Annotated in this window: 9 protein-coding genes; 3 read left to right on the top strand and 6 right to left on the bottom strand. The window is 70.5% G+C overall.

Annotation, left to right across the window (positions count from 1 at the left end; genetic code table 11):
• Nucleotides 1-35: 35 nt before the first annotated feature.
• The 3 genes from grpE to ACIPSJ_RS18830 form a co-directional block, all read right to left on the bottom strand.
• Entirely contained in the window at nucleotides 36-692 is a 657-nt protein-coding gene (gene grpE, locus ACIPSJ_RS18840; RefSeq protein ID WP_355725277.1) for a nucleotide exchange factor GrpE, read from the bottom strand.
• Entirely contained in the window at nucleotides 689-2524 is a 1836-nt protein-coding gene (gene dnaK / locus ACIPSJ_RS18835) for a molecular chaperone DnaK (protein WP_359206418.1), read from the bottom strand. The genes grpE and dnaK overlap by 4 nt, the downstream gene beginning before the upstream one ends.
• 94 nt (nucleotides 2525-2618) lie before the next feature.
• Nucleotides 2619-3647, bottom strand: a complete 1029-nt coding sequence (locus ACIPSJ_RS18830) for an MraY family glycosyltransferase (protein ID WP_401347001.1) — start codon at nucleotides 3645-3647, stop codon at nucleotides 2619-2621.
• A gap of 213 nt (nucleotides 3648-3860) precedes the next feature.
• Between ACIPSJ_RS18830 and ACIPSJ_RS18825 the strand changes: the two genes are divergently transcribed.
• Nucleotides 3861-6128, top strand: coding sequence for a (Fe-S)-binding protein (locus ACIPSJ_RS18825; RefSeq protein WP_359206422.1), 2268 nt, complete (start codon nucleotides 3861-3863; stop codon nucleotides 6126-6128).
• Between the two features lie 187 nt (nucleotides 6129-6315).
• On the opposite strand, the gene ACIPSJ_RS18820 is transcribed toward ACIPSJ_RS18825, so the two are convergent.
• A complete protein-coding gene (locus tag ACIPSJ_RS18820; protein WP_401346998.1) occupies nucleotides 6316-7452 on the bottom strand; it encodes a sugar ABC transporter substrate-binding protein in 1137 nt (378 codons plus the stop codon).
• Between the two features lie 136 nt (nucleotides 7453-7588).
• Complete coding sequence (locus ACIPSJ_RS18815; protein WP_359206426.1) at nucleotides 7589-8098, bottom strand: DinB family protein; 510 nt, start codon at nucleotides 8096-8098, stop codon at nucleotides 7589-7591.
• Nucleotides 8099-8330: 232 nt separating this feature from the next.
• Between ACIPSJ_RS18815 and ACIPSJ_RS18810 the strand changes: the two genes are divergently transcribed.
• Nucleotides 8331-8714: a hypothetical protein gene (locus tag ACIPSJ_RS18810; RefSeq protein WP_355725293.1), complete on the top strand. Its 384-nt coding sequence runs from the start codon at nucleotides 8331-8333 to the stop codon at nucleotides 8712-8714.
• A gap of 112 nt (nucleotides 8715-8826) precedes the next feature.
• Nucleotides 8827-8991: a hypothetical protein gene (locus tag ACIPSJ_RS18805; RefSeq protein WP_355725296.1), complete on the top strand. Its 165-nt coding sequence runs from the start codon at nucleotides 8827-8829 to the stop codon at nucleotides 8989-8991.
• Between the two features lie 4 nt (nucleotides 8992-8995).
• On the opposite strand, the gene ACIPSJ_RS18800 is transcribed toward ACIPSJ_RS18805, so the two are convergent.
• Complete coding sequence (locus ACIPSJ_RS18800) at nucleotides 8996-12022, bottom strand: AfsR/SARP family transcriptional regulator (protein WP_401346994.1); 3027 nt, start codon at nucleotides 12020-12022, stop codon at nucleotides 8996-8998.
• Nucleotides 12023-12210: the final 188 nt, after the last annotated feature.

Raw genomic sequence — 12210 nt, 5'->3', positions numbered from 1 at the left:
CCCGACGCCCCTCCTTCCGCTCGGTACTTATTACGTCAGCCCTCCTCAGGGCCGTTGTCCTTCTCGTCCGCCGCCGCGGGGGCCTCTTCGGTCCCCTCGGCCTTCACCGCCGTCGCGCCCGGCTGCGGTTCGGCGACGGCCACCCGCGCGGGGCGGATGGTGCGCTCGCCGATGCGATACCCGGGCTGAAGGATGGCCACGCACGTCGTCTCGGTGACGTCCGGCGCGTAGCTGTGCATCAGCGCCTCGTGGATCGTCGGGTCGAAGGGCTCGCCCTCCTTGCCGAACTGTTGCAGGCCCATCTTCGCCGCGACCGTTTCGAGCGACTCGGCCACCGACTTGAAACCGCCGACCAGTTCGCCGTGTTCCCGGGCGCGGCCGATGTCGTCGAGCACGGGCAGGAGTTCGGTCAGGAGGTTCGCGATGGCGATCTCCCGGACCGTGATCCGGTCGCGCTCCACGCGTCGGCGGTAGTTCTGGTACTCGGCCTGGAGGCGCTGGAGGTCCGTGGTGCGCTCACCGAGCGCGGTGCGGACCTGGTCCAGCTGCGCGGTCAGACCGGCCAGCTGTGCGCTTGAGTCCCCGGCCGGGGCCGCCCCCTGGGAGGGAGCGGCCTTCGGCCCGGCGTCGTCGGGGGTGGCGCCGGAGGGGACGTCGGGCTTCTCCTCGAAGCCCGGGGTCTCCTCCGTCACGCGGCACCGTCCTTGCGCTCGTCGTCCACGATCTCGGCGTCCACCACGTCGTCGGCGGCGTCACCGGCGGGGGCACCGCCGGCCGCGGCACCGGAGGCCTGGGCGTCGGCGTACATGGCCTGGCCCAGCTTCTGGGAGACGGCCGCGACCTTCTCGGTAGCGGTGCGGATCTCGGCGGTGTCCTCGCCCTTGAGGGTCTCCTTGAGCTCCTCCAGGGAGGCCTCGACCTCGGTCTTGATCTCGCCGGGGACCTTGTCCTCGTTGTCCTTGAGGAACTTCTCCGTCTGGTAGACGAGCTGCTCGCCCTGGTTGCGGGTCTCGGCGGCCTCGCGGCGGCGGTGGTCCTCCTCCGCGTACTGCTCGGCCTCCTGGCGCATCCGGTCGACCTCGTCCTTCGGCAGCGAGGAGCCGCCGGTGACGGTCATCTTCTGCTCCTTGCCCGTGCCCAGGTCCTTCGCGGTCACGTGCATGATGCCGTTGGCGTCGATGTCGAAGGCGACCTCGATCTGCGGGACACCGCGCGGGGCCGGCGGCAGACCGGTCAGCTCGAACATGCCGAGCTTCTTGTTGTACGCCGCGATCTCGCGCTCGCCCTGGTAGACCTGGATCTGGACGGAGGGCTGGTTGTCCTCGGCGGTGGTGAAGATCTCGGACCGCTTGGTCGGGATCGTCGTGTTCCGCTCGATGAGCTTGGTCATGATGCCGCCCTTGGTCTCGATACCGAGGGACAGCGGGGTGACGTCGAGGAGCAGGACGTCCTTGACCTCGCCCTTGAGGACACCGGCCTGGAGCGCGGCGCCGATGGCGACGACCTCGTCCGGGTTGACGCCCTTGTTGGCGTCCTTGCCGCCGGTCAGCTCCTTGACGAGCTCGGCGACGGCGGGCATACGGGTGGAGCCGCCGACGAGGACGACGTGGTCGATCTCGCCGAGGTTGATGCCGGCGTCCTTGATGACGTTGTGGAACGGCGTCTTGCAGCGCTCCAGCAGGTCCGCGGTCAGCTGCTGGAACTGGGCGCGGGTGAGCTTCTCGTCGAGGTGCAGGGGGCCCTCGGCGGAGGCGGTGATGTACGGCAGGTTGATCGAGGTCTCCGTGGAGGAGGACAGCTCGATCTTGGCCTTCTCGGCGGCCTCGCGGAGGCGCTGGAGGGCCATCTTGTCCTTGCCGAGGTCCACGCCGTGGCCGGCCGCGAACTGCTTGACCAGGTAGTCGACGACGCGCTGGTCCCAGTCGTCACCACCGAGGTGGTTGTCGCCGTTGGTGGCCTTCACCTCGACGACGCCGTCGCCGATCTCCAGGAGGGACACGTCGAAGGTGCCGCCACCGAGGTCGAAGACGAGAATCGTCTGGTCGTCCTTGTCGAGGCCGTACGCCAGCGCGGCGGCGGTCGGCTCGTTGACGATGCGCAGGACGTTCAGGCCCGCGATCTCGCCGGCCTCCTTCGTCGCCTGGCGCTCGGAGTCGTTGAAGTAGGCCGGGACGGTGATGACCGCGTCGGTCACCTTCTCGCCCAGGTAGGCCTCGGCGTCCCGCTTGAGCTTCTGCAGGATGAACGCGGAGATCTGCTGGGGGTTGAAGTCCTTCCCGTCCAGCTGGATCTTCCAGTCGGTGCCCATGTGCCGCTTCACGGACCGGATGGTCCGGTCGACGTTGGTGACCGCCTGACGCTTGGCGACCTCGCCGACGAGGACTTCGCCGTTCTTCGCGAAGGCGACGACGGACGGCGTGGTCCGGGCACCCTCGGCGTTGGTGATGACGGTGGGCTCGCCGCCTTCAAGAACGCTGACGACGGAGTTAGTCGTGCCCAGGTCGATGCCGACCGCACGTGCCATGGTGATTTCCTCCAGCTGACTTGAGTGGAACGGACTCAAGTGTGCATCAAGCCTCGCGCTGGGTCAACAGACCTGAGCGGAGCAGACTCAAGTCTTATCCGTTCCTTACACGCAAGTGGCCGCTGACCTGCGATGATTCCGTGCTCCCCCTCCTTCGGGGCCCGTACACCGGCACCCGAAGGAGGAGGAGCACGAGACTGAAGGTGACGCAGGCGACGCAGGTGGCGGCGGTCCGCCCGATCCAGCCGCCGTGCACGAGCACCGCGACGAGCACCCCGGCGAAGGACGCGCCCCCGAGGACGATCGTCGCGCCCGGCGAGGCGAGCCCCAGCCGGCGCAGCCGGTGCGCGAGATGGTCGGGCCCGCGCCGCAGCACCGGCCGCCCGGCGAGCAGCCGCGACAGCAGGACGAGGAGGACGTCGGCGCCCGCGACGGCGGTGAGCGCGAACAGCACGCCCGCGCTGGCGAGGGGGTCGTACCCGGTTCTGGTCAGCAGGGCGGCGGCGGCCAGCACGAACCCGGCGAACAGCGAGCCGGTGGCGCCGAGGGCGATCCGCGCGGGGTGCCAGTTGTGCATCAGGAAGCCGGTGAGGGCGGCGGCGAGCACGCTCAGCAGCACGGCGAGCCCGTCCATCATCTCCACGGTGGCGCAGGCCCCGGCCCCGAAGGCGGTCACCACTCCCACGGTCCCGGCCAGCCCGTCCGCGTGGTCGAGCCCCTTGAAGGCGACGGCGACGAAGGCGATCCAGCCGACCCCGAGCACCCCGCCGGCGATCCCGAACTCCCCGTAGGGCACCACACAGGCGGCCGCCACCGCCGTACCGAACAGCAGGAACCGGGTCTTCAGCCGCCAGACGTCGGCGACCAGGCCGAGCAGCGCCACGACTCCCCCGGCGATCAGCAGCCGCCCGACCCCGGTACCGAGCGGGGCGACCCCGGTCCACTCCCCGGCCCCCGCGACCAGACAGGTCGCCCCGACGACGGCGAGCCCGCCCAGCGCCGGCACGGGCCGCGCCCGCCTGCGGTCGACCAGGCCCAGCCGCAGCGCGGCCGGCCGGATCGACGCGGCGAGGACGGCGGCGAGCAGCAGGGCGGTGGTGGCGGCGGCGATCCCGTAGAGCACAGGTCCAAATTAGACCTGAATGTAACAATTCTGTACGAATAACACGATCGGGTTGTGGGGCCGATGCAGAGGCAAGCCTCAGCGATCCAGATCACTCCGCACCTGGCTACAGTGCGAGTAAAGATGCGGGTAGTCTCAGACGGACTGCATAAGTTACCGCTTAGTAATTTCGCTTAGTAATTTCGAGAGACCTCGCAGGCCCGAGGAGCCCCCATGCAACTCGCCGCGATCATCGTGTCGCTGGTTCTGATCGTGGTCGGCGTGGCGTTGTTCGCCCGCGCCGTCCTGCAGATCTACAACTTCCTGCGGCTCGGCCAGAACGTGCCCGCCGGGACCCGCACCGACGAGCCCGTCCAGCGGACGGTCACGGTGGTCCGGGAGTTCCTCGGACACACCCGGATGAACCGCTGGGGCATCGTCGGCGTCGCGCACTGGTTCGTCGCGGTCGGCTTCTTCTCCCTGCTGCTGACGATCGTCAACGCCGTCGGCCAGCTGTTCCAGGCCGACTGGATCCTGCCGATCATCGGCGAGTGGGCGCCGTACAACATGTTCGTCGAGTTCATCGGCACCATGACGGTCCTCGGCATCCTGGTGCTGATCGTCATCCGCCAGCTGAGCAAGCCGAACCGGCCGGGCCGCAAGTCCCGCTTCGCCGGCTCCAACTTCGGCCAGGCGTACTTCGTCGAGACGGTCATCCTGATCGTCGGTGTCTGCATCTTCACGCTGCACGCCCTGGAGGGCGCCCAGCACCACGTGGACTCCTACGAGGCGTCGTTCTTCATCTCGTACCCGGTGGTCTCCTGGTTCCGGGGCATGGACGTCTCCACGCTCCAGAACCTCACCTACTTCTTCGCCGGCCTGAAGATCGCCACCTCGTTCATCTGGATGATCGTGGTCGCCCTGAAGACCGACATGGGCGTCGCCTGGCACCGCTTCCTGGCCTTCCCGAACATCTGGTTCAAGCGCAACGCGAAGGGCGAGACCGCCCTCGGCGCGCTGCTCCCGATGACCTCCGGCGGCAAGCCGATCGACTTCACCGACCCCGGTGAGGACGACGTCTTCGGTGTCTCCCAGGTCGAGCAGTTCTCCTGGAAGGGCCTCCTCGACTTCTCCACCTGCACCGAGTGCGGCCGCTGCCAGTCGCAGTGCCCCGCCTGGAACACCGGCAAGCCGCTCTCCCCCAAGCTGCTGATCATGTCCCTGCGGGACAACGCGCACGCCAAGGCGCCCTACCTGCTCGCGGGCGGCGGCAAGAGTGCCGAGGGCGAGGAGAAGGGCTCCGAGGAGCAGCTGGCCGGGGTGCCCGCCGCCGCTCTCGCGGAGGCCGAGCGGCCGCTGATCGGCACCGCCGAGGAGAACGGCGTCATCGACCCGGACGTGCTGTGGTCCTGCACCACCTGCGGCGCCTGTGTCGAGCAGTGCCCCGTCGACATCGAGCACGTCGACCACATCGTCGACATGCGCCGCTACCAGGTGATGATCGAGTCCGCGTTCCCGTCCGAGGCGGGCACGATGCTCAAGAACCTGGAGAAGAAGGGCAACCCCTGGGGCCTGGCGAAGAAGCAGCGCCTGGAGTGGCTCAAGGAGGTCGACTTCGAGGTCCCGGTCGTCGGCAAGGACATCGAGGACCTCACCGAGGTCGAGTACCTGTACTGGGTCGGCTGCGCCGGCTCCCTCGAAGACCGCGCCAAGAAGACCACCAAGGCCTTCGCCGAACTGCTCCACATCGCAGGCGTCAAGTTCGCGATCATGGGCGGCGACGAGAAGTGCACCGGCGACTCGGCGCGGAGGCTCGGCAACGAGCCGCTGTTCCAGGAGCTGGGCATGGAGAACGTCGCCGCGCTGAACATGGCGTTCGGCGAGGATGACGAGGACCCGGCGACGAAGAAGCCGAAGTCGGCCAAGAAGATCGTCGCGACCTGCCCGCACTGCCTCAACACCATCGGCAACGAGTACCCGCAGCTCGGCGGCGACTACGAGGTCATCCACCACACCCAGCTGCTCCAGCACCTGGTGGACGAGGGCAAGCTGGTCCCGGTCACCCCGGTCGAGGGCATCATCACCTACCACGACCCCTGCTACCTGGGCCGCCACAACAAGATCTACACGCCGCCGCGCGAGATCATCGCCAGCGTCCCGGGCCTGCGCAACGAGGAGATGCACCGCCACAAGGAGCGCGGCTTCTGCTGCGGCGCCGGCGGTGCGCGGATGTGGATGGAGGAGCGGATCGGCAAGCGCATCAACAACGAGCGTGTCGACGAGGCTCTCTCCGTCAACCCGGACATCGTCTCCACGGCCTGCCCGTTCTGCCTGGTCATGCTGACCGACTCGGTGAACGGCAAGAAGAACGACGGCAAGGCCAAGGAGTCCATCACCGTCGTGGACGTGGCCCAGCTGCTCCTCGACTCCGTCAGGACGCCGGTCGACCCGGCGGGCGAGACGGAGCAGGAGAGCGCGCCGGAGCCGGAGCCGGTGAAGTAACCCGGTCCCCGTTCGGACACGGAACGCCCCCCGGCCCGCACAGGGCCGGGGGGCGTTCCGCTGTCCCACGGCGGTCGGACGGTCCCCCGTGCCGCCCGACCGGCCGCCGGCCGTACGAGCGGGGACGCTACCGGCCCCGCGGCCGCGCGGTCTTGGAAGAATGTGCACCGGCCGGAACCGGCCGGCGCTACTTCAGACCGATCGCCGCGCAGGCCGACGCGTACTTCGGGGTGCAGATGTCGGCGACCGTGTAGACGCCGTCGGCGATCACCGTGTCCTTGATGTTGTCCTTGGTGAGGGCGACCACCGGCACGAGCGTCGCGGGGATGTCCTTCTCGGTCGGGCTGTCGACCTTGTCCTGGGCGAGCGCGTCGTACTGGATGTCGCGGCTCTGCACCTTGTACACCGCCATCTGCGCGGCGTCGGTGGCCTCGTCCAGGAAGGACTTGTACACGGTCATGTACTGCTCGCCCGAGACCACCCGCTGCACCGCGTCCAGGTTGGCGTCCTGTCCGGTCACCGGCGGGATCGTGGTGGCGCCCGCCTTCTTCATCGCGTCGATGACGGCGCCGGCCATGCCGTCGTTGGCGGAGTAGACGGCGGCGATCTTGCCGAGGCCGACGGCCCGGATGGCCTTCTTCATGTTCGCTTCCGCGACGGCCGGGGACCATTTGTCGGTGTCGTACTGCTCGGCGATGCGCACCTTGTTCTCGAGTTCGCCGAGGGCGCCCTCCTTGAACCGCGCGGTGTTGGGGTCCGCGGGGTCGCCGTTCATCATGACGATCTCGCTGGAGGCCGCCCTGCTGCCGAGGGCCTCGACGATGGCGCGGCCCTGGACCTCGCCGACGAGTTCGTTGTCGTGGGAGACATAGGCGTCGATCGGGCCCTGGGCGAGCCGGTCGTAGGCGATGACGGGGATGCCGGCGTCCTTCGCCTTGCGCACGTCCGGTGCGATGGCCGCGGAGTCCAGCGCGTCCACCACGATGATGTCGACCTTCTTGGCCACCATCTGCTGGAACTGCCTGCTCTGGGTGGCCTGGTCCGCCTCGGCGTTGGCGTAGTCGACCGTGCCCTTGCCGTGGGTGAGGGTGGCGACCTCCTTCTTGAAGATGGGGTAGTCGAACGCCTCGAAGCGGGCCGTGTCCTTGTCGGGCAGCAGCAGTCCCACGGTGATGTCGTCCCGGTTGTTCGGGGACGTGGAGCTGTCGCTTCCGGTGATGCCGTCGATGGCACCGCACGCGGTGAGCGTGAGGGCCGACGCGGAAGCGGCCAGGGCTAGGGCGAAACGGGGCACGTGGGCCCCGCAGCGGGCAGGAGTGCTCACATCAGGCGCCTTCCGGGTGGGGGGAGCGTGGTACGCGACCGATGATGTGAGGGAAGCAAACGCGCAACGGGCTCGTTACGTCAAGACGTATGGACAGGAAGCCCGTTGAGACGTCCGGGCGACGCCGCGCCGGGGCTCAGGCGCCCACCGTCCCGTCGACGCCCTCGCGCAGCAGGTCGGCGTGGCCGTTGTGGCGGCCGTACTCCAGGAGCACGTGCAGCATCACCATCCGCAGCGACACCTCCTCCTCCCACCTCGGCTGGTATCCGGCCCGGTCCAGGGAGGCGGCCTCGCGTTCGATACGACGGGACTCGGCCACCTCGGCCTCCCAGGCGGCGAACGCCTCCGCCCGGGTGGACGCGCTCGCGTCGTACGCCGCCTGGAAGTCCATCTCGTCGGACCACACCAGGGGGATGTCGTGGTCCTCGAACACCCGGCGGAACCAGGTGCGTTCCACCTCGGCCAGGTGCCGCACCAGTCCGAGCAGCGACAGCGTGGACGGCGGCATGGACCGCTGCCGCAGCTCCTCGTCGGTGAGCCCGGCGCACTTCATGGCGAGGGTGTCGCGGTGGTAGTCCAGGAAGGCCCGCAGCATGTCGCGTTCGCTGCCGAAATGGGGCGGTCCTGTGCGGTGGTCGCTGGTCACTGGGCGTGCTCCTGATCCGTTCGGGCTTCCGGGCAGGCGGCAAGTATCCCGGCGGGGCATGCGGCGGGAGCGCACGGGGACCGCTCTGTCCGCCAAGTACCGTGTCGGTTGCGCGAGTTCACGGGTGGGATGTCGCCGGTGCGGCGGGATCCGGACGGGAACGCGACGGGAGGTGAACGGGGTCGGGGGCCGAAAACCTGGCCGCGACACACGTCTGCAGAAGGAGGATGCCGTGAGGCACCCGGAGGACAGCCCGGCCGACGAGTCGGTCCTGAACCGCATCAACCAGGAACTCACCCGAGTCGGCGGCGGGGAGCCCCGGGGAACGCGGGAGCCGTCGGAGGGCACCGAGTTCCTGATCACCACGGTCACCGAGAGCGGTATGCACCAGGTCGTCGACGTGGCCGCCCGGCGGCTCGGCAGCTCGGAGCCGTCCGAGGCGACCCCGGACGAACAGGTGGAACTCCGGTCGGTGGTACGGGCCCTGCTCGACCTGGCCGGACACAGCGCGGGGCCGGTGCGCACCTCGGTGGTGCTGCTCGCGGAGGGCCCGCGGGTGGTGGCGTGCAGCGGGCTCGTCCCCACCCCGCCGAGCGGCGGACGAACGGCCGGATGAGCCGTTCCCGCGCAGGTCACCCGCCCCGGTATCGGCGGGGGAACGGTCCGGGAACGGCCGCCAGCAGCATCGGTGATGTCGAGAGCAGGACATCACAAGGGGGAACAAAACGATGCGTACCAAGCTGGCCGGACTGTTCGGGATGGTCGCGATGACGCTGGCGCTCGGACTGGGCGTGGCGGCCGGGCAGCACCCGGCGAACGACCGCCCCGCCGGGCACCAGGTGATCGCCGAGAACCAGGGCCCGACCGTCGTCACCGCGACCTCCGGCAGCTGACCGCTCAGCGGCTCCGGCCGATCTCGGGCACGCCCATCGCGTCGAAGAGTCCGGCCGCCGCACCGGCGTGCTGCTCGGCCGCCGCGGTGTCGCCGAGGGCCTCGCAGGCCCGGGCCAGGCCGACCAGGGCGTGCGCCTCCTCGATCCGGTAGCCGATGCCGGCGGCGGTCTTCAGGGCACTCCCGTGCAGCTCCAGCGCCCTGGCCGGATCGCCCTGCCGGGTGCACAGCCGGCCGAGGATGTTCTCGGTCTTCACCTGCCGGATCGGCACCACGCTCGACCGGACCAGTTCCAGGGCGTTCTCCGCGAGACGCGCGGCGTCCGCCGGGTTGCCCAGCCGGTGCTGGACATCGGCGGACAGCGCGAGCAGGACGCCGACGTTGCCGGGATCGTGGGTCTGGTCGCTGATGCGCCGGGCCCGCTCCAGGCACTGCTGGGCCTCGGTGTACTTCTCCAGGCCCAGCAGGGCGAGGGCGAGGTCGGTCACGGAGACGATCTCGTTCTCGCGGCTGCCGAGCTGCCGGTCGAGTTCCACGGCCCGCCGGGCCGCCTCCACCGCCTCCGGGTACCGGCCCCACTGCTCGTACAGGGTGCTGAGGATGGTCAGACTCTCGGACTCCGAGCGCACGTTCTGCAGCTCCCGGCCGAGATCCACCGCCCGCACCAGGTGCGGCAGGGCCTCGTCGAAGCGGCCGAGCACGCTGTTGAGCAGGCCGAGGGTGGACTCCGAGTGCGCCTCGGTGTCCCGGTCGCTCAGCTCGGTCGCCACCGCCAGCGCCTCCCGGGCCACTTCGACGCCCTCCTCGAAGCGGCCCAGCTTCCAGCAGGCCACCCCCAGGTTCGACAGGCTCACGGCGAGCAGCACCAGGTCGCCGAGGCGGCGGGCCGCGTCGACCGCGCTGCGGCTCAGGTCGCGGAACTCGCTGATGTGGCCACGGGCGTTGAGGTAGAAGACCACGTTGCGGGTGAGCCACACCGCGTGCCGGTCGTAGCCCTGTGCCCGGGCCAGCGCGACCGCGCCGCTCAGCGCGGTGTGCTCCCGGGTGAACCAGGTGAGGGCCAGCCGGGCGTCGCCCAGGTCCGGCAGCTCGGCCCGGGTGGCCGGCAGACCGGTGGCCCGTCGCCGACGGCCGGGGAAGAGAAGCTCGCAGGCCTGCTCGGCGGCGGTCAGGTAGTAGTCGAGCAGCCGCCCGACGGCGTCCTGGTCCTCCTCTTCGGTGGCCGGTCCGCGCAGGCTGAGCGCGAAGCTGCGCACCAGGTCGTGGAAGGCGTACACACCCACGTCCGGCTGCTGGACCAGGTGCACGTCGAGCAGGTGCTCCAGGATGTCCTCGGCGTCCCGGGTGTCCGTGCCGAGGAGCGCCGCGGCCGAGTGGAGGTCGATGTCGGAGCCGGGGTGCAGCGCCAGCAGCCGGAAGGCGCTGCGGGCATCGGCCGCCATCGTCTGGTACGACAGACGCAGGGTGGCCGCCACGCTCCGTTCGCCCAGGCTCAGTTCGTCGAGCCGCCGGGTCTCGTCGCGCAATCGGTCCACGAGGTAACCGACCGTCCAGCGCGGCCGGTTGCGCAGCCGGGCGGTGGCCAGCCGCAGGGCGAGCGGCAGATGGCCGCAGAGCGTGGCCAGTTCGGCCGACGCCTCGGGCTCCGCCGCGACCCGTTCCGCGCCGAGCGTCGTCGACACCAGACCCACGCTGTCGTCGCTGGACATCACGCCGAGCGAGGTCCAGTCCGCCCCGTCGAGGTCCAGCAGCCGGCTGCGGCTGGTCACCAGGACCAGACAGCCCGGGGCCGGGGGCATCAGGAGACGGACCTCGGCCGTGTCGGCCGCGTTGTCGAGCAGCAGGAGCAGCCGGCGGCCCAGCAGCGCGGCCCGCCAGGCGGCGGTGCGGCCCTCAAGGTCGTCGGGGATCTGGTCGCCGGGGACACCGAGCGCCCGCAGCAGGGTGGCGAGCGCGGTCGCCGAGGTGACCGGCTGCTCGCCCGGGGTGTAGCCGCGCAGGTTGATGTACAGCTGCCCGTCGGGGTAGGCGTCGGCCAGCCGGTGGGCGACGCGGACGGCGAGCGCCGTCTTGCCGCAGCCGCCCATGCCGTCGATGGCGACGATCCCGGGCGCCCGGCCGCCGGAGCGCTGGGCGCAGTCGAGCAGTTCGCGCTGTTCCCGGTCGCGCCCGGAGAAGTCGGCCAGGTCGTAGGGGAGGGTGCAGGGCGCCTGCGCGGACACCGGGACGGGCGTCGGCGCCGGGGCCTCCGGCGGTACGGGGGCGGCCAGTTCGGGGCTCTCGCGGAGGATCCCCTCGTAGACCTGGGTGAGTTGCCGGCCGGGATCGATGCCCAGCTCCTCCACCAGCAGGTCCCGGACCCGGGCGTACTCCTCCAGTGCCTCGGCCTGCCTGCCGGAACGATACAGCGCGAGCATCAGCTGGCGGCGGAGGTTCTCCCGCAGCGGGTACCTCGCCGTCAGGTCGCGCAGGTCGGCGACGAGTTCGGCGGCCTGGCCGAGGCCGAGGCACAGCTCGAAGAGCCGCTCGGCGGCGCCGACCCGCCGCTCGTCCAGGGCGGCGGCGGCCGCGGAGATCACCGGTCCCGCGACATCGGGCAGGACGGGTCCGCGCCACAGCTCCAGGGCCGCGCGCAGCGCCTCGATCGCCGCCGCCGGATCGCCCTGGTCGGCCGCGCCCCTGGCCCGCAGGACCAGATCGGTGAACTCGGTCAGGTCGAGCTGGTCGTCGGCGAGGGCGACGCGGTAGCCGGGGCCGTCGGTGAGGACCACCTGGCTGCCGTCGGGTATGCGGCGGCGCAGGTCGGCGACCGCCTTGCGGACCTGGTGCGAGGCGGTGGCCGGCGGCTCCTCCTCCCAGGCCGCCTCGACCAGCCGGGAGACGGGAACGAGCCTGCCCGGCTCAAGCAGCAGGGTGGCGAGCACCCGTTCCTGGACCATCCCGCCGAGCCGGAGTCGAGTGTCTCCCGACCACACCTCCAGCGGTCCGAGCACGTTGAAACGCAGCCGGTTTTCGGCGTGTTGTCCCAGCAAGCCTCTTCCCCCTGTTTTCGTCCTCCCGGACCGCGCCGAGGCACAGGCGGTGGCCGTCCGGCCGGCTCTCCGACGGACCGCGCGGCACGCGGTACGGCTCGTGCGCCCCCCGCGCCGGATGCCCGACGGCATCGTCCGCGCCCTGCGCCCGCGTGGGCGCGACGAACCGGCAGGGGTCGGCCGCCACC

The organism is Streptomyces sp. NPDC090088, from assembly GCF_044747345.1.
Lineage (GTDB): Bacteria > Actinomycetota > Actinomycetes > Streptomycetales > Streptomycetaceae > Streptomyces.
Note: the sequence above shows the minus strand (reverse complement) of the source record. Positions and strands in the feature narration are given on the sequence as shown.